The 17876-nt window shown below is 63.0% G+C and carries 17 protein-coding genes; 7 read left to right on the top strand and 10 right to left on the bottom strand.

The features are described from left to right. Nucleotides 1–64: 64 nt before the first annotated feature. The 6 genes from pqqA to ACF8Q6_RS01055 all read left to right on the top strand — a co-directional run bounded on the left by pqqA (nt 65) and on the right by ACF8Q6_RS01055 (nt 5237). On the top strand, nt 65–136 hold the full coding sequence (gene pqqA / locus ACF8Q6_RS01030; protein WP_003243383.1) for a pyrroloquinoline quinone precursor peptide PqqA: 72 nt from the start codon (nt 65–67) through the stop codon (nt 134–136). A 78-nt stretch (nt 137–214) separates the two neighbouring features. Next, nucleotides 215–1126, top strand: a complete 912-nt coding sequence (gene pqqB / locus ACF8Q6_RS01035; RefSeq protein WP_003255590.1) for a pyrroloquinoline quinone biosynthesis protein PqqB — start codon at nt 215–217, stop codon at nt 1124–1126. Nucleotides 1127–1288: 162 nt separating this feature from the next. Further along, on the top strand, nt 1289–2044 hold the full coding sequence (gene pqqC, locus ACF8Q6_RS01040; RefSeq protein ID WP_003255592.1) for a pyrroloquinoline-quinone synthase PqqC: 756 nt from the start codon (nt 1289–1291) through the stop codon (nt 2042–2044). Further along, nucleotides 2041–2316: a pyrroloquinoline quinone biosynthesis peptide chaperone PqqD gene (pqqD, locus tag ACF8Q6_RS01045; RefSeq protein ID WP_003255595.1), complete on the top strand. Its 276-nt coding sequence runs from the start codon at nt 2041–2043 to the stop codon at nt 2314–2316. Before pqqC ends, pqqD begins: the two co-directional genes overlap by 4 nt. Further along, nucleotides 2288–3448 carry a pyrroloquinoline quinone biosynthesis protein PqqE gene (pqqE, locus tag ACF8Q6_RS01050; RefSeq protein WP_392489774.1) on the top strand — a complete coding sequence of 387 codons (1161 nt, stop codon included), beginning with the start codon at nt 2288–2290 and terminating at the stop codon, nt 3446–3448. Before pqqD ends, pqqE begins: the two co-directional genes overlap by 29 nt. After that, nucleotides 3414–5237 carry a S9 family peptidase gene (locus ACF8Q6_RS01055; protein ID WP_392489775.1) on the top strand — a complete coding sequence of 608 codons (1824 nt, stop codon included), beginning with the start codon at nt 3414–3416 and terminating at the stop codon, nt 5235–5237. The genes pqqE and ACF8Q6_RS01055 overlap by 35 nt, the downstream gene beginning before the upstream one ends. A 63-nt stretch (nt 5238–5300) precedes the next feature. Here the strand turns inward: ACF8Q6_RS01055 and ACF8Q6_RS01060 are convergent, their stop codons facing one another. Together ACF8Q6_RS01060 and ACF8Q6_RS01065 are read right to left on the bottom strand one after the other, a co-directional pair. Beyond that, nucleotides 5301–5459, bottom strand: coding sequence for a YqaE/Pmp3 family membrane protein (locus ACF8Q6_RS01060; protein ID WP_003177654.1), 159 nt, complete (start codon nt 5457–5459; stop codon nt 5301–5303). A gap of 147 nt (nt 5460–5606) precedes the next feature. Beyond that, nucleotides 5607–6887, bottom strand: coding sequence for an aspartate aminotransferase family protein (locus ACF8Q6_RS01065; protein ID WP_392489776.1), 1281 nt, complete (start codon nt 6885–6887; stop codon nt 5607–5609). 211 nt (nt 6888–7098) lie between these two features. On the opposite strand from ACF8Q6_RS01065, the gene ACF8Q6_RS01070 reads away from it, so the two are divergent. Next, a complete protein-coding gene (locus ACF8Q6_RS01070; RefSeq protein ID WP_392489777.1) occupies nt 7099–8022 on the top strand; it encodes a LysR family transcriptional regulator in 924 nt (307 codons plus the stop codon). Nucleotides 8023–8385: 363 nt separating this feature from the next. Here the strand turns inward: ACF8Q6_RS01070 and ACF8Q6_RS01075 are convergent, their stop codons facing one another. The 8 genes from ACF8Q6_RS01075 to bioF form a co-directional block, all read right to left on the bottom strand. Next, on the bottom strand, nt 8386–10164 hold the full coding sequence (locus tag ACF8Q6_RS01075) for an acyl-CoA dehydrogenase C-terminal domain-containing protein (RefSeq protein ID WP_392498139.1): 1779 nt from the start codon (nt 10162–10164) through the stop codon (nt 8386–8388). Between the two features lie 124 nt (nt 10165–10288). Further along, a complete protein-coding gene (locus ACF8Q6_RS01080) occupies nt 10289–11572 on the bottom strand; it encodes a diguanylate cyclase (RefSeq protein WP_014755114.1) in 1284 nt (427 codons plus the stop codon). A gap of 301 nt (nt 11573–11873) precedes the next feature. Beyond that, nucleotides 11874–13679 (bottom strand): phenylacyl-CoA dehydrogenase, encoded by a 1806-nt coding sequence (locus ACF8Q6_RS01085; RefSeq protein WP_392491411.1) that lies wholly within the window; start codon nt 13677–13679, stop codon nt 11874–11876. A gap of 288 nt (nt 13680–13967) precedes the next feature. Further along, a complete protein-coding gene (locus tag ACF8Q6_RS01090; protein ID WP_003255603.1) occupies nt 13968–14264 on the bottom strand; it encodes a hypothetical protein in 297 nt (98 codons plus the stop codon). A 212-nt stretch (nt 14265–14476) separates the two neighbouring features. Further along, nucleotides 14477–15157, bottom strand: coding sequence for a dethiobiotin synthase (gene bioD / locus ACF8Q6_RS01095; RefSeq protein ID WP_003255605.1), 681 nt, complete (start codon nt 15155–15157; stop codon nt 14477–14479). A gap of 10 nt (nt 15158–15167) precedes the next feature. Further along, on the bottom strand, nt 15168–15986 hold the full coding sequence (gene bioC / locus ACF8Q6_RS01100) for a malonyl-ACP O-methyltransferase BioC (protein ID WP_392490209.1): 819 nt from the start codon (nt 15984–15986) through the stop codon (nt 15168–15170). Further along, nucleotides 15979–16710, bottom strand: a complete 732-nt coding sequence (locus ACF8Q6_RS01105; RefSeq protein ID WP_003255608.1) for an alpha/beta fold hydrolase — start codon at nt 16708–16710, stop codon at nt 15979–15981. Before ACF8Q6_RS01105 ends, bioC begins: the two co-directional genes overlap by 8 nt. Then, nucleotides 16703–17875: an 8-amino-7-oxononanoate synthase gene (gene bioF, locus ACF8Q6_RS01110; RefSeq protein WP_047603138.1), complete on the bottom strand. Its 1173-nt coding sequence runs from the start codon at nt 17873–17875 to the stop codon at nt 16703–16705. The genes ACF8Q6_RS01105 and bioF overlap by 8 nt, the downstream gene beginning before the upstream one ends. Nucleotide 17876: the final 1 nt, after the last annotated feature.

The raw sequence follows: 17876 nt of genomic DNA on the forward strand, positions 1-17876 counted from the left end.
CAACGCATGGCGGTACCCAAGTAGTAGCTGAACAACCCAACCCTCATTCGGAAGGAGTAATTCCATGTGGACCAAACCTGCATACACTGACCTGCGTATCGGCTTCGAAGTCACCATGTACTTCGCTAACCGCTAAGCCGGGCTTAGGGTTTCACGCCTCGGCCTGCCGGGGCGTTTTCGTTTTTCAGATCCGGTTTCTGCATAGAGAGTGGCCATGTACATCCAGGTTCTCGGCTCCGCCGCCGGTGGCGGGTTCCCGCAGTGGAACTGCAACTGCGTCAACTGCAAGGGCTACCGTGATGGCACCCTGAAAGCCACCGCGCGCACCCAGTCATCCATCGCCCTGTCCGACGACGGTGTGCACTGGATATTGTGCAATGCCTCGCCTGACATCCGCGCCCAACTGCAGGCCTTTGCGCCGATGCAGCCGGCCCGGGCACTGCGCGACACCGGTATCAATGCCATCGTCCTGCTGGACAGCCAGATCGACCACACCACCGGCCTGCTCAGCCTGCGCGAAGGCTGCCCGCATCAGGTGTGGTGCACGGACATGGTCCACCAGGACCTGACCACCGGTTTCCCGCTGTTCAACATGCTCAGCCACTGGAACGGTGGCTTGCAGTGGAACCGAATCGAGCTGGAAGGCAGCTTCGTGATCGACGCCTGCCCCAACCTCAAGTTCACCCCCTTCCCCCTGCGCAGCGCCGCGCCGCCCTACTCCCCGCACCGCTTCGACCCGCACCCGGGCGATAACCTGGGTTTGATGGTCGAAGACACCCGCACCGGCGGCAAGCTGTTCTACGCCCCGGGCCTGGGCCAGGTCGACGAAAAGCTGCTGGCGATGATGCACGGTGCCGACTGCCTGCTGGTCGACGGCACCCTCTGGGAAGACGACGAAATGCAGCGCCGTGGCGTGGGCACCCGCACCGGCCGCGAGATGGGTCACCTGGCCCAGAACGGCCCTGGCGGCATGCTGGAAGTGCTCGACGGCTTCCCGCGCCAGCGCAAGGTACTTATCCACATCAACAACACCAACCCGATTCTCGACGAAGACTCACCCGAGCGCGCCGAAGTCCTGCGCCGGGGCGTCGAAGTTGCCTTCGACGGCATGAGCATCGCGTTGTAAAACAGTCTGTGAGGCGACACCAGACCCTGTGGGAGCGGGCATGCCCGCGAAAAAGCCAACACGGTCAATGGCACCGGCTTCGCCGGTGTTCGCGGGCACGCCCGCTCCCACAAGGGAGAGGGATGTGCCAGGCCAGATAATCGTTCTACAGGAGCCAGCCGAATGAGCGACGCACTGCCAATGTCCCCTGCCGAATTCGAGCAGGCCCTGCGCGCCAAGGGCGCCTATTACCACATCCATCACCCGTATCACGTGGCGATGTACCAGGGGCGCGCCACCCGCGAGCAGATCCAGGGCTGGGTAGCCAACCGCTTCTACTACCAGGTCAACATCCCGATGAAGGATGCCGCGATCCTGGCCAACTGCCCGGACCGCGAAGTGCGCCGCGAGTGGATCCAGCGCCTGCTCGACCACGATGGTGCGCCCGGCGAGGATGGCGGCATCGAAGCATGGCTGCGCCTGGGCCAGGCTGTCGGGCTGGACCCGGACCAATTGCGCTCGCAAGAACTGGTATTGCCTGGCGTGCGCTTTGCCGTGGACGCCTACGTCAACTTTGCCCGCCGCGCCAGCTGGCAGGAAGCCGCCAGCAGTTCGCTGACCGAGCTGTTCGCCCCGCAAATCCACCAGTCACGCCTGGACAGCTGGCCGCAGCACTATCCGTGGATCGACCCCGCCGGCTATGAGTATTTCCGTACCCGCCTGGGCCAGGCTCGACGCGATGTGGAACACGGCCTGGCGATTACCCTGCAGCACTACACCACCCGTGCGGGCCAGGAGCGTATGCTGGAGATACTGCAGTTCAAGCTGGATATCCTCTGGAGTATGCTCGATGCCATGAGCATGGCCTACGAACTGAACCGCCCACCCTATCACTCCGTCACCCAGGAACGGGTGTGGCACAAGGGAATCACCCTATGAGTTTCGACCGTAACCAAGTGCCGAACTGGCGCCCCGGCTACCGCTTCCAGTACGAGCCGGCGCAAAAGGGCCATGTGTTGCTGTACCCCGAAGGCATGATCAAGCTCAACGACAGCGCGAGCCTGATCGGTGGCCTGATCGACGGCCAGCGTGATGTGGCAGCGATTATCAGCGAACTCGAACAGCAATTCCCCGATGTCCCGGAAGTGGCCGATGACATCGAGCAGTTCATGGAGGTGGCCCGTGCCGAACACTGGATCGTCCTCGCCTGAGTTGCCACCTACGCCCGAGGTCGGCCTGCCGCTGTGGTTGCTGGCCGAGCTGACCTACCGCTGCCCGCTGCAGTGCCCGTATTGCTCCAACCCGCTGGACTTCGCCGCCCAGGGCCAGGAGCTGAGCACCGAACAGTGGTTCAAGGTCATGGCTGAAGCGCGGGAAATGGGCGCCGCACAAATCGGCTTTTCCGGCGGTGAACCGCTGGTACGCCAGGACCTTGCCCAACTGATCGCAGAGGCCCGCCGCCTGGGTTACTACACCAACCTGATCACCTCGGGCATTGGCCTGACCGAAGCGCGCATCGCCGACTTCAAAAAGGCTGGCCTGGACCATATCCAGATCAGCTTCCAGGCCAGCGACGAGCAGGTGAACAACCTGCTGGCCGGCTCGAAAAAGGCTTTTGCACAAAAGCTGGAGATGGCCCGCGCGGTAAAAGCCCATGGCTACCCGATGGTGCTCAACTTCGTCACCCATCGGCACAACATCGACAAGATCGACCGCATCATCGAGTTGTGCATTGCCCTTGAGGCCGACTTTGTCGAGCTCGCCACGTGCCAGTTCTATGGCTGGGCGCACCTCAACCGCCTTGGGCTGCTGCCAACCCGCGCGCAGCTCGAGCGGGCCGAACGTATCACCAACGAATACCGGGACAAGCTCAAGGCCGAGGGCAACCCGTGCAAGCTTATTTTCGTTACCCCCGACTACTATGAAGAGCGCCCCAAGGCCTGCATGAACGGCTGGGGCAACCTGTTCCTCACCATCACCCCGGACGGTACCGCATTGCCCTGCCACGGCGCCCGCCAGCTGCCCGTGCAGTTTCCGAATGTACGCGACCACGACTTGCACCATATCTGGTATGAGTCGTTCGGTTTCAACCGCTTCCGTGGCTATGAGTGGATGCGCGAACCTTGCCGCTCCTGCGACGAGAAAGAAAAAGACTTCGGCGGCTGTCGCTGCCAAGCCTTCATGCTGACCGGCGATGCCAGCAACGCCGACCCGGTGTGCGCCAAGTCGACCAAGCACGGCATCATCCTCAAGGCCCGCGAGGAGGCAGAAACCGCCCAGCTCGCGATCGAACAGATGACCTTCCGCAATGATCGAAACTCCCGTGTCATCGCCCGCGGCTGAGTTCAGCGCGGCCCAGGCGGTTGCCGCCGGCACCGACTTCGCCGAACTCAAGGTCAGTGCCGACGGGCTGTTCTGGAACGAATTCCGCCCGGCCGATGGAGCGTGCCGTGTCTGGCACTGGCTGCACTACCAGGCCCGTTGCCTGACCCCGGACGGCTTCAGCGTACGCAGCCGGGTTTATGAGTACGGCGGCGGCAGCTTCTGCCTGGGTGGCGACGGGCTGGTGTTCGTCAACGAAAAGGACCAGCAGGTCTACACCCAGCCGCTGGACGATTCGCTACCGCGTGCGCTGACCCAGGATGCCAGCTGCCGCTATGGCGATGTGCAGTGGCACGACGGCCAGGTACTGGCCGTCGAAGAGCGCCATGCCGAGCAAGTAGAGCACCGCCTGATCGCTTTGGGTGACAGCAGCCGCGAGGTGCTCGCCGAGGGCGCCGACTTCTATGCCTCGCCTGCTGTCAGTGCCGATGGCCAGCGCCTGGCGTGGATCGAATGGGACCGCCCGGCGCAGCCCTGGACCGTCACCCGGCTGATGTATCGCGCGCGCGATGCCAGCGGCCACTGGGGGCCGGCGCAATGTGTAGCCGCCGCAGAAGAATCGCTGCAACAACCACGCTTCGATGCCGAAGGTCGGCTCTACTGCCTGTCCGACCGCAATGGTTTCTGGCAACCCTGGGGTGAGGTCGATGGCCAATGGCAGGCGTTGCCTGCCGCACCGGCAGACCATGCTGCTGCGCCTTGGCAATTGGGCACCTGTACCTGGTTGCCACTGGGCCCGCAAAGCTACCTGGCCAGCTGGTTCGAAGACGGCTTCGGGCAATTGGGGCTGCGTGGTGAAGATGGCCGTATGGAGCGTTTCGCCAGTGCCTACACACGCTTTCGCAGCCTGGCCATGGACAGCGAACACCTGTATGCCATCGCCGCGTCGCCCATCAGCCCACCGGCAGTCATTGCCATTGACCGCGGCAACCATGAAGTACGCGTTCTGGCCGGTGGTGCCGAAATACTGCCAGCAGGGCAAATCAGCCTACCGCAGCCGATCCACTACGACAGTGGCGGCGAGCAGGCCCATGGTTTCTTCTACCCGCCAGTGCATTCGCAGGGCGCCGCACCGCTGGTGGTGTTCATCCACGGTGGGCCAACCTCAGCCTGCTATCCCGTGCTCGACCCGCGCATCCAGTACTGGACCCAGCGTGGCTTTGCCGTGGCCGACCTCAACTACCGGGGCAGCACCGGCTATGGTCGGGAATACCGCCAGGCACTGAACCAGCGCTGGGGCGAAAGTGATGTGGCCGATGCCTGCGCCGCGGTCGAATATCTGGCTGCTCAAGGCCTGGTCGACAAGCAAAAGGCGTTCATCCGCGGCGGTAGCGCCGGTGGCTACACCACCTTGTGCGCCTTGGCGTTCCATGACGTGTTCCGCGCCGGCGCCAGCCTGTACGGGGTCAGCGACCCGATAGCCCTGGGCCGTGCCACCCACAAGTTCGAGGGCGATTACCTGGACTGGTTGATCGGCAACCCGCAGCGCGACACTGAACGCTATCGCCAGCGCACGCCGCTGCTGCATGCGCAGCGCATCAAGGTGCCGGTGATTTTCTTCCAGGGTGAGCTGGATGCGGTGGTGGTGCCGGAGCAGACACGCGCCATGTTGGCGGCGCTACAGGCCAACGGGATTGACGCTGAAGGGCATTTTTATGCGCAGGAGCGGCACGGGTTCCGCAAGGCGGAGAACCTGGCACACGCCTTGGAAGAAGAGTGGAAATTCTATTGCCGGGTGTTGGCGCAGTAGTTCCAGGCGCCCCGAGCAGGAGCGACCTTGCGCTGCTCCTGCAGGGGCCAATCTCTGCCTGTATCAACGCTTGGCGATGATATACACCGCATGCACGATCCCCGGAATGTACCCCAGCAAAGTCAGCAGAATATTCAGCCAGAACGCCCCGCCAAACCCCACCTGCAGAAACACGCCCAGCGGTGGCAGAAGAATGGCGATGATGATGCGAATAAAGTCCATGCGAGTCTCTCCTGAAGGGTTACATCAAAGACTAGCTCCCAGCCGTAGAGGTTCCACAGGCAAAAAAAAACGCCCCAGGCCGAATGAAACAGGCCAGGGGCGATGCGCAGGAACGCCAGACGGTTCGTTGAATTCTTTGCCAGGCCGCTACGCCGGCACTTCGCGACGGGCCTGCTGTTGGGCATGCAGGCGGGCGAAAGCGCGCGCCAGGCGCAGCAGCATTTCGTCGATGTTGCCTTTGCTCACAGTCAGCGCCGGTGAAAAGCGCACTACATCCACTTGCGGCGCGTTGAGCAGCAGGCCTTCGTCCAGGGCCGCAGCCACCAGTTCGCGGGCCAGGTTTTCTTTCAGTTGCAGGGCCCATAGCAGCCCGTGACCGCGCACTTCACCCTGACCATAGCGCCCGGTCAGGCGGCTCAGGCCTTCACGCAGGTGGCGACCGTTGTCCTGTACATGGGCCAGAAAGCCAGGTTCCAGCACGCTGTCCAGCACCGCCAGGCCGGCGGCGCACATCAGCGCGTTGCCGTGATGGCTGCCTTCCAGCTCACCAGGCTCGGCGCAGCATGCCTTGCCCCTCGCCAACAAGGCGGCCAGCGGCACGCCGCCCCCCAGGCCCTTGCCCAAGGTGATGATGTCGGCGCGCACGCCATAGAGCTCTTCGGCCAGCAGCGCACCACAGCGACCAATACCGGTCTGCACTTCATCGAGGATCAGCAGGATGCCCAGTTCGCGGCAGAGCGTTTCCACGCCCTTGAGGTATTCCTGAGTAGCGGGAATAACGCCCGCCTCGCCCTGTATCGGCTCGAGCATGATTGCCACGGTGCGTGAATCCACCTCGGCGTGCAGCGCCGCCAGGTCATTGAACGGCACCTTGCTGAAACCCGGCAGGCCAGGTTCGCAGCGATTGCACGGCAACGGGTCGGACGCGGACAGCGCGCCGAGGCTACGGCCATGGCAGGCTTGGCTGGCAGTAATGATGTGATAGGCGCCGTTGCGGTGCAGTTGGCCCCACTTACGCGCCAGCTTGATCGCCCCTTCACAGGCCTCGGCACCGCTGTTAAGCAGGTAGGCCTGGTCACTGCCGGTACTCTGACACAGCCGGTTGACCAGCCCCAGCAGGCCACGGTTGTGGAAGCCCGAGCCCGGGTTGATCAACGCCTGAGCCTGGTTGCCCAACGCTTTGACCAGCACGCTGGGGCTGTGGCCCAAGCTGTTGACCGCACCGCCCTGAGTGAAGTCCAGGTAGGCATGCCCTTCGTTGTCCCACAACCACGAGCCCTGGCCACGCACGAATACCTGCGCTGCACGTTCGGCGCCGGGCATCAGGCGCTCGGGCGACAGCTCAGACGCGTGCGGGACGATCACCGGCGCACGCTTGGGCTCGGCGGCGGCGGCAGGAGCCGAGCGGCGCAGGTTGAACAGGTTCATCAAGGGCTCCAACCAATCACGGTAAAGGGCAGCCACGGTGCGGTCTTGGTGCCGGCACTCGATATTTTGCCTTTCCTATCAAAAGTGTTTTTCATCCGGGGTAACAATCGACCGAATCATCGCTGTAACCCTTTGGAATACGGCGATAGACTAGGCTTCAGCAGGGTTTTCGACCATTTCGTTTTTCCAGCATTTTCGATAAGTGTTACTTATGGATTTCCGCCAACTGCGTTATTTCGTCGCGGTGTACGAAGAAGGCCACGTAGGGCGTGCCGCCGAACGCCTGTCGCTGTCACAGCCGGCGCTTTCCCAGCAGATTCGCCAGTTGGAGCACAGCCTCGACCTGAGCCTGTTCGAGCGCAGCAACAAACGCTTGCTGCCGACCCTGGCCGCCCACACCTTGTACAACCATGCCCTGCCGTTGCTCGACGGCCTGCAGCGTGCCCACGAGGCTATGCGCAACTTCAAGGGCCAGTCGCTGCGCACCTTGGCTATCGGTGTATTGCAGACCGTGCGGCCAAGCCTGATACCGCAACTGCTTGAACGGCTGCGCAAGGCTCAACCTCACCTGGTCGTGCAGATTTACGAGTTGTCGGGGCTGGAGATCGAACGGCGCCTGCTCAATGGCAACCTGGACATCGGCATCAGCTACTTGCCGCCGCGCCAGCCAGGGCTGCATGGCCTGCTGTTGTACGAAGATGAGCTGCAACTGGTCATACCCAATACCCACCCGCTGAAGGACTTCAAGAAGGTGTCCATCCGCCAGGCCGCCGAGTTGCCCATGCTGATGCTGGGCGAGGAGTTCCAGATTCGCCAGATCTGGCAGGCGCAGCTGGCCAGCCAAGGCCGACGGCCGCAGGTGCAGGCAGAGATGAACAATATGGCAGGGATTCTCGATAGCCTCGCGCACACAGCGCTGGCGACCATTCTGCCGGGGCGTGCCAAGGAGGCCGCCGAAGATGATCAAGGGCTGCTGTGGAAGCCGTTGAGCGAGCCGCGCGTGCCGTTGAAGGTCGGCCTGGTATTTCGCGATGCCCAGCGCCAGCAGGCCTCTGTGGATCTGCTGCGCACGTTGCTGGAGGAAGAGACGGACGCTCGCCTGATGGGAGCATCACCGCTGGATGTGCTGGCCTAAAACACGCACATAAAGAAAACCCCGCCGAAGCGGGGTTTTCCAGACTGTTTCCCTGTGACATCCGTATCGCCCCGCCATCCTGGCAGGTGGTCCTTCGTCGTCGTCCTTGATCTGTCCTTTGCGCTTCCTGCGCAACGTCCATGTGGTAAAGATTAACAGTGGATCCAATCTTAGAACAGTGGTGAAAAGTCACCGCGTCGTGTAGGAAAAAGCTTACACAGGGAATTCATTCAGAGATATGCGATGGCTGAGGCCGCTTTGCGGCCCAATCGCGACGCAAGGCCCCACCTATCCAAACTTAGGCAATACCTGTGGGAGCAGCCTTGCGTCGCGATTGGGCTGCGCAGCAGCCCCAGAAATCGATCAGAACTGCTCGGCATCCAGCAGGTACAGCGACTCACTTCCCGCCTTCACCGAAGCCACCAGCGAATCCACCCGTGGCAGCAACCGCGCAAAGTAGAACCGCGCCGTACCCAGCTTGCCCGAATAGAACGGCACATCCCCCTCGCCCGCCTGGGCCGACCGCGCCATCAGTGCCCACATGTAACCATAGGCAACATAGCCAAAGGCATGCAGGTACTCGACCGAAGCCGCGCCAATTTCATTCGGGTTGCCCTTGGCCTGGTGCAATACCCACTCGGTCAACCCGTCGAGCTGGTCGAGCGAAGCGCCCAGTGGCTTGGCGAATTCGTCCAGTTCGCTGCCTGCACCGGTAATGAACTGGCGAATTTCGTCAGAGAACAGCTTGTAGTATGCCCCGCCGCTGGCCACCACTTTACGCCCCATCAGGTCGAGGGCCTGGATGCCATTGGTACCTTCGTAGATCTGGGTAATGCGCACGTCGCGCACCAACTGCTCCTGCCCCCACTCACGAATGTAACCATGCCCGCCAAATACCTGCTGGCCGTGCACTGCGCACTCCAGGCCCAGGTCGGTGAGGAAGGCCTTCGCCACCGGCGTCAGCAGTGCCACCAGCTCTTCGCTGCGTTTGCGCACGCTGGCGTCTTCGCTGTACTTGGCACTGTCCAGTTGCATGGCCACATAAGTGGAGAATGCGCGGCCACCTTCGATCAGCGCCTTCATGGTCAACAGCATGCGACGCACGTCCGGGTGGACGATGATCGGGTCGGCAGCCTTGTCCTTGGCTTGTGGGCCGGCCGGGGCACGGCTTTGCAGGCGATCGCGGGCGTACTCCACGGCGTTCTGGTAGGAGCGCTCGGCCGACGCCAGGCCTTGAATGCCGACGCCCAGGCGCTCGTAGTTCATCATGGTGAACATGGCCGCCAGGCCTTTGTTCGGCTCACCGACAATGTAGCCGACTGCTTCGTCGAAGTTCATCACACAGGTAGCCGAGGCCTGGATGCCCATTTTGTGCTCGATCGAGCCGCAAGTGGCCGGGTTCCGCGCGCCGAGGCTACCGTCTTCATTGACCAGGAATTTCGGCACCAGGAACAGCGAAATACCTTTCGGCCCTGCCGGTGCATCCGGCAACTTGGCCAGCACCAGATGGATGATGTTCTCGGTCAGGTCGTGTTCGCCACCCGTGATGAAAATCTTGGTACCGCTGACCTTGTAGCTGCCATCAGCCTGGGGCTCGGCCTTGGTGCGGATGATGCCCAGGTCAGTACCGGCATGCGGCTCGGTCAGGCACATGGAGCCGGCCCAAACGCCGGCATACATGTTCGGAAGGTATTTTTCCTTCAAGGCCTCGCTGGCGTGGGCGTTGATCGACAGGCATGCGCCGGCCGTCAGCATCGGGTACAGGCCGAAAGCCAGGCTGGACGCGTTGACCATTTCCTCGACCTGGGCCGAGATGGCCTTGGGCATACCCATACCGCCGAACAGCGGGTCGCCGCCCACGCCCACCCAGCCGCCTTCGGCGTAGGTGTTGTAGGCTTCAATGAAACCGGCTGGGGTCCGCACCGCGCCGTTGTCCCAGTGGCAGCCCTCTTCGTCGGCGGCGCGGCTGAGCGGCGCGATGGTCTTGGCGGTGACCTTGCCGGCTTCTTCCAGCACGGCCATGGCCGTGTCGGCATCGACAACCTCGGCCAGCCCGGGCAACTGCGTCCACTGCTCGGCCACGTTGAAGACTTCATTCAGTACGAAGCGCATGTCGCGCAGGGGCGCTTTATAGTCAGCCATGACAACCTCTCGCTAGTCGGGTCGGGGCGGTCTCGGGGAACCGCGACACTGGGGTTACTGGCAGTGTAACCGAACAACTTTTGCGAGACATAGGGTCATCAACCGACTGTATAGTCTCGCCTGGTCACGCCGTGCGCACTGCCCCCCGCAGTGATTGTCGCCCATGTACCATGACACAATTTCGCCCCGCGCCTTTGGCACTGTAAAGCGCCTGGTCGGCGGATTTCAGCACCGCCTCGGGGTTGCGATGATCGGCCTGGCGCTCGGCCACGCCGATACTGATGGTGACCGAGACCGTGCCGCCGGCGCTGCCCGCCCGGCGCTGGCGCCCGGCGGTATCGTCCTGCGGGCGGTTGTGCTGATCGCGCAGGTGCATCACGTAATTGGCGATCACTTCACGCACGGCCTCCACATGCGGCACGCATTCCGCGGCAGTCTTGCCGGCGAACACCAAGGCGAACTCTTCCCCGCCATAACGGTAGGCGCGGCCACCGCCGGTGACCTTGGACAAGCGGCTGGCGACCAACCGCAGCACCTGGTCACCGACATCGTGGCCGTGGGTGTCGTTGAATTTCTTGAAGTGGTCGACATCGGTCATGGCGATCACATAGTTACGCCCCAGGCGCTGCATGCGCTCGTTCAGCGCACGACGCCCCGGCAGGCCAGTCAGCTCGTCACGGAAGGCCATCTGATAAGCCTCGTGCGCCACGGCTGCGGCGATCATCAACATTACCTGGCTGCACATGATGTTCAAGGTAAACGGCAGGATGAAGGTTTGCGGCAGCATCCAGAAAATGCCCAGCAGGCCGATCAACTGCGCAGCGTGCAGCGGCCGGGGTGCACGCAGGTACTGCACCACCAGCAGAATGAACACACCCAGGAACAGTGGGTAGACCATCTGGATCAGGCTCATCCAGTGGCCATGCAAAGCCGGCCAGCGGATCTCCGCCAACCAGGTCAGCAACGCCTCGGGGTAGCTTTGCTGGAGGGCCACCGCCACACTGCCCACGGCAAACAATACGGCACCGCGGGCGACCAGGTCCTGCAGCAGGTGCGTGCGCTCCTGCCAGGCGCCGTACAGCCCGAACAGCGCCGGCAGCAACAGGCAGACCAGGTGGAAGATCACCGCGGCGTCCTCACGCACGCGGCCATGGTCACGGTAGAAGTCGGTCTGGGTATCGAGCAGGAAGTAGGCGATGTACACCGTCAGCATCAGGAACAGCTCACGCTGGCGGCGATAAACCGCACAGTAGGCGCCGCCCAGCAGTAGAACCAAGGTAGGCAGGACATTGAACAGCGATGTGAAAAAGACGCTGAGGTCTCTCACATAGGCTGCGGCGAGCCCTGCCAGCAACAAGAACAGCGACGGCAGGAAGTGGCTTGCGCGAACAGCGTTAAAACGAAACAAGGGTAATCTCCAACCCGGCAGATCAATAATGGCATTGTGCCCTCACTTCATCGGCAGTGCACTGGAACAGTTGAATTTGCGGTTGGATGAACGAACTTCCTGCCGCCACGCGAGCCTTGTAGGAGCGGGTTTACCCGCGAATACGGTAGCGCCGGCAACGGTGAACGGCTGACGGAGATTGGCCAGCAGGCCCGGCCTCTTCGCGGGTGAACCCGCTCCTACGAGGGACCACGCTGAACCTGAAGACGTAAAAAACCCGCCTCCCGGTCAGGGCAGGCGGGTTTTGGGTACAGCGCCAGTATCAGTACGACAGGCCGAAGTGCTCTTCGTCCATCGCCATCAGGTTGTTGGCGCCCGACAGCATGGTCGCCACATGGGTACGGGTACGTGGCAGGATGCGCTGGAAGTAGAAGCGGGCAGTCTGCAGCTTGGCGGTGTAGAACGCCTCCTCGCTGGTACCGGCTGCCAGTTTCTCGGCGGCCAGACGGGCGATGTCGGCCCAGAAGTAAGCCAGGCAGGCATAGCCGGAGTACATCAGGTAATCGACCGAAGCCGCACCCACTTCTTCACGGTCCTTCATGGCAGCCATGCCCACTTTCATGGTCAGCTCGCCCCACTCCTTGTTGATGGCCGCCAGCGGTTCGACGAACTCCTTGACCGCTTCGTTACCTTCCTGCGCCTGGCAGAACTTGTGCACGATCTTGGTGAAGCCCTTCAGTGCTTCGCCCTGAGTCATCAGCACTTTACGACCGAGCAGGTCGAGGGCCTGAATACCGGTAGTGCCTTCGTACAGCATGGAGATACGGCTGTCGCGCACGTTCTGCTCCATACCCCATTCGGCGATGAAGCCATGGCCACCGTAGATCTGTACGCCATGGTTGGCGGCTTCGAAACCGACTTCGGTCATGAATGCCTTGGCGATCGGGGTCAGGAACGCCAGCAGGGCGTCAGCCTTCTTGCGCTCTTCTTCGTCCTGGCTGTACTTGACGATGTCCACCTGCTTGGCAGTGAAGTACACCATCGCGCGGTTGCCTTCGGCGAAGGCCTTCATGGTCAGCAACATGCGCCGTACGTCCGGGTGGACGATGATCGGGTCAGCGGCCTTGTCCGGTGCTTTCGGGCCGGTCAGGGAACGCATCTGCAGGCGCTCACGGGCGTACTTCAGGCCACCCTGGAACGCCACCTCGGCGTGGGCCAGGCCTTGCAGCGCGGTCCCCAGGCGAGCAGTGTTCATGAAGGTGAACATGCAGTTCAGGCCTTTGTTGGCTGGGCCGATCAGGTAACCGGTGGCCGCATCGAAGTTCATGACGCAGGTGGCGTTACCGTGGATGCCCATCTTGTGCTCGATCGAGCCGCAGCTCACGCCGTTGCGCTCGCCCACGCCGCCCTCGGCGTTGGGCAGGAACTTCGGCACGATGAACAGTGAAATACCCTTGGTGCCGGCCGGTGCGTCCGGCAGGCGGGCCAGGACGATATGGACAATGTTTTCGGCCATGTCGTGCTCACCGGCCGAAATGAAGATCTTGGTGCCCGACACTTTGTAGCTGCCGTCGGCCTGTGGCTCGGCCTTGGTGCGCAGCATGCCCAGGTCGGTGCCGCAGTGCGGTTCGGTCAGGCACATGGTGCCGGTCCACTCGCCGGACACCAGCTTGGTCAGGTAGGTGTGTTGCTGCTCGGCAGTGCCATGCGCAGAAATAGTGTTCATCGCGCCATGCGACAGGCCTGGGTACATACCCCACGACCAGTTCGAGCCACCGACCATTTCGCTCAGGGCCAGGCCCAGCGACTCTGGCAGGCCTTGGCCGCCATGTTCGACGTCATGTGCCAGGCTCGGCCAGCCGCCTTCGACGAACTGCTGGTAGGCTTCCTTGAAGCCGGTTGGGGTTTTCACCCCCGATTCGCTCCAGGTGCAGCCTTCCTGGTCACCCACGCGGTTCAGCGGCGACAACACCTGCTCACAGAACTTCGCGCCTTCTTCAAGGATCGCGTCGACCATGTCGGGCGTGGCGTCCTGGCAGCCCGGCAGGCTCTGATAGTGCGCCTCATAGCCAAGCAGCTCGTCGCGAACGAAGCGGATATCACGCAAGGGGGCTTTGTAGTCAGGCATTGCGATGAACCTCTAGGTGAGTTCTGTGGGGTGACCCGCGCTTGGCGGAAGCCGATCAAACAGTTGTTTGAAACTTACGTTTAGCTCAGCTTTCTGTCAAGGATGGACTATGGTGCCATTTACGCCACGAAAAATGGCAAATCAGTCATGCCATGCCACAAACCCTTGTAGGAGCGGGCTTGCCCGCGAAGAGGCCCGACCAGACAAAATTGTTGTCTGATCGGACGCATTCGCGGGCAAGCCCGCTCCTACAAGGGCAGGCGCTGAAATAGGGGATGACGCAAGTGTTCAGGCGTAGGTGTCGATGATCCGGCCAAGCATTTCGTCGGATGCCTTGGCGACCTTCGCGCCAAGCTCGACTTCGGTCTTGCCCACCGCCTGTTGCACGACACTGGTGGCCAGGTCCATCTGCTGGCTGCGGTCGACCGCGCGCAGGCGTTCGGCCTGAAAATCGCTGGACTGGCTAGTGGCGGTACGTTCGGCAGTGGTGTTGGCGATCTGGCTGGCGGCCTGATCGACGCGGTTCTGGCCGGTCTGGATTGCGCTCAGGCCCGCGTAGTAGGCGGAGCTACCGGTGATTTCCATGTCAGGACTCCATTGACGCTGGATGACGAACAGCCCCAATTAAAACAGGCTAGGGGCGAAAAGGCCCGTTTAAATCCCTAATGGCTCAATGCCAGTTGATAGGCCTTGGGTATTCCTGCACTGGCCGCCTCGCGGGTAAACCCGCGCCCACACCGGTATGCGTCCCCTCGTAGGAGCGGGTTTACCCGCGAAGAGGCCGGGCCTGCATCACACTAATCCAGCAGATCCAGCTGCAGATGCTCAGCCACCATGTCGGCACTGGCCTGCTTGAGCTTGGGCACCCGCCCCAGGCAAGGCGCCGGCAAGCGCTCTGCAAGGCTGGCCAGGTTCTCTTCCAGGCGTGAAGTGCGCGGCTCGATGATGTTTGCCACCCAACCCGCCAACTGCAGCCCATCACGCTCGATCGCTTCGGCGCTGAGCAAGGCATGGCTGATGCAACCCAACCGCACGCCTACCACCAGAATCACCGGCAACCGCAGGGCAACAGCAAGGTCGGACAGGTTCTCCAGGCCGGACAGCGGTACGCGCCAGCCACCGGCCCCCTCTATCAGGGTGAAGTCGGCATTTTGTTGCAGCACATTGCGCATCGCCGCGAGCAGTTCTGGCACAGCCAGCGTCACCCCTGCCTCGCGCGCCGCCACATGCGGGGCAATAGCAGGCTCGAAGGCAAACGGATTGACCTGCTCATAGGGCAGCTTGACCGTGCTTTCGTCGATCAGCGCCAGGGCATCGCTATTGCGCAGGCCTTTCGGCGTCATGGTGCAGCCCGAGGCCACCGGCTTGGCACCCAGCGTGCTCATGCCCTGCAAACGCGCCGCATGCAACAGGCCGGCGGCGATGGTGGTCTTGCCGACATCGGTATCGGTACCCGCAATGAAAAAGGCCTGGCTCATCGTGCTCCCCTTAAGCCTGTGGCTTGCGCAACACACCATAGACCACTTGATAGGTGGCTGGCAGCCCCGCGGGCTGGCGAAATGCCTCATAGGCCTGCAGCAGGCCTTGCATTCGCGCCCGGCCGGTGAGGCCGGAAGGTCGCCCAGGGTTCAGATTGTGCGCCCCCAACGCCTTCAGTTCGTGGGTCAGGCTGCGCACATCCGGGTAGTGCAGCACATGCGGGCACCGCTCCAGCTCAAGCTGTTCAAAACCGCTGTCTGCGCACAGGCGCTGATAGTCTTCGAAACGGCGGAAGCGGTTTACATGCACCAGGCCATCCACCGCCTGCCAGCTGGCGCGCAGTTCGTCGAGGGTGCCCACGCACAGGCTGCTGAAGGCCAGTACTCCACCTGGGCGCAGCACCCGCTGCGCCTCGGCCAGCACACAGGCGAACTGATCGCACCACTGCACCGCCAGGCTGGAAAACACCAGGTCGACGCTGCCATCGCGCAGCGGCAGACGCTCGGCGTCGCCAACCACGTGATACTGCGCCCCACCCGTTACATGACGGGCATGCAGCAACATGCCTTCGGCAATATCCACCGCCACGCCGCTGGCCTGGGCGAAACGCTCGGCCAGCATGCGGCTGAAATGACCGGTGCCACTGCCCAGGTCCAGCCAGTGTGACGGCTGCAGGCCTGCCGGCAACTGCTCCAGCAGGCTCAGGCCTACAGCACGCTGAAGGGCCGCCACGCTGTCGTAACTGGCCGCGGCGCGGGAGAACGAGGCCGCCACCTGGCGCTTGTCGGGCAATGTGCCGGGCAGGGTCGGACGGGAAAGGTCAGTCATCGCCACTCTCATGCAGAAAACTCTTGATGCCCGCCGCCAGCTCCTGCGGATACTCCAGCAGGAACGCGTGGGAACTGTCTTCGACCAGGCCCACTTCTACATCGGGCAACAGCTCGCTCAACGCCTTTGCCGCCTCTGCCGGCACTAGCGCATCGCTGCCGGCGAACAGGTGCAGTTGCGGGCCACCATAGGCCTGCAAGGCTTCACGGGTGTCCAGCTTGGCCAGCACTTCAAGGCCAGTGGCTAGGTACAACGGGTCGGTATCCGGCACGCCGACACCCAGCTGACGCAACAAGGTGCGCGGCTGCAGGGCGCCGTCGCTGCACAAGGTACGGAAGCGCTTGAGGGTGACCTGGGTATGGTTGCGGCAGCCGTCGAGGAAGGTGCCGAAGGTGTCTTCGGCCATGCCATGGGGCCAATCTGGCCGGGCCAGGAAGCTGGGGTTGCTGGCCAAGGTCAGCAGCCCGCAGCAGTGGTCGCCACGCTTGTGCGCCAGCGCGCTGGCCAACATGCCACCCAGTGACCAGCCACCCAGCCAGACATTGCTGGGCAGCTTGCGGTCCAGATGGTCGATCCAGGCCTGCACATCGCTGTGAGCCAGTTCTGGCAGGGGCATCAGCTCTACCTGCAGGCGGGCGTCCTGAGCACGCAGGCTAGCGGCCAGCGGCTCCAGCGCAGCAGTTCCCAAGCCCCAGCCGGGCAATAGAACAAGTCGATTACGCATCGGCGTTCTCCAACTGTGGATAACACTCGGCCAATGCATTCAACAATAGCTGCACCTGCGCCTCGCTGTGTGCGGCGCTCAGGGTTACCCGCAGGCGTGCGCTGCCAGCCGGCACGGTGGGTGGGCGGATGGCCGTCACCAGCAAGCCGCGCTCACGCAGCAGGCGTGACAGGCGCAACGCCTGCGCACTGTCGCCGATGACGATGGGCTGGATCGGCGTCGGGCTGTCCATCAACTGCAGCCCCATCTGCTGCGCGCCTTCTCGGAACTGGCGAATCAAGGCTGCCAGGTGCTCACGACGCCAGGTTTCGCGGCGCAGCAGCTCCAGGCTCTTGAGTGTGGCGCAGGCCAGCGCCGGTGGCTGGCTGGTGGTGTAGATATAGGGGCGGGCGAACTGTACCAGCGCCTCGATCAGCGCTTCGCTGCCAGCAACAAAGGCGCCCGCAGTGCCGCAAGCCTTGCCGAGCGTGCCGATCAGCACCGGTACGTCATCCACGCCCAGGCCAAAGTGCTCGACGATGCCGCCACCCTGTGCGCCCAAGGTGCCCAGGCCATGGGCATCGTCAACCATCAGCCAGGCTCCGCGGGCACGGGCGACATTGGCCAGCGCCGGCAGGTCGGCCAGGTCACCGTCCATGCTGAACACGCCATCGGTCACCACCAGGGTATTGCCGACCGCCTTGTCCAGGCGGCTGGCCAGGCTGGCCGGGTCGTTGTGCAGGTAGCGGTTGAAGCGGGCACCACTGAGCAGCCCCCCATCCAGCAGCGAGGCATGGTTGAGGCGGTCTTGCAGTACCGTGTCGCCCTGCCCTACCAGCGCCGTGATGGCGCCCAGATTGGCCATATAGCCGGTGGAGAACAACAGTGCGCGCGGGCGGCCGGTAAGTTCAGCCAGTGCCTCTTCAACCTGATGGTGCGGAGTGCTGTGGCCAACCACCAGGTGCGAGGCCCCCCCCCCCACACCCCAGCGCTCGGCGCCAGCCTGCCAGGCGGCGATCACCTCGGGGTGGTTGGCCAGGCCCAGGTAGTCATTGCTGCAGAAGGCCAGCAACCGCTGGCCGTCGACCACGACTTCCGGCCCTTGCGGGCTTTCCAGCAATGGCCGCTGCCGATACAGGTCTGCGGCGCGCCGTTCGGCCAGGCGCGCTGCGAGGTCGAAAGCCATA

This window comes from Pseudomonas sp. GLN_2, from assembly GCF_043106005.1.
Classification (GTDB): Bacteria; Pseudomonadota; Gammaproteobacteria; order Pseudomonadales; family Pseudomonadaceae; genus Aquipseudomonas; species Aquipseudomonas alloputida.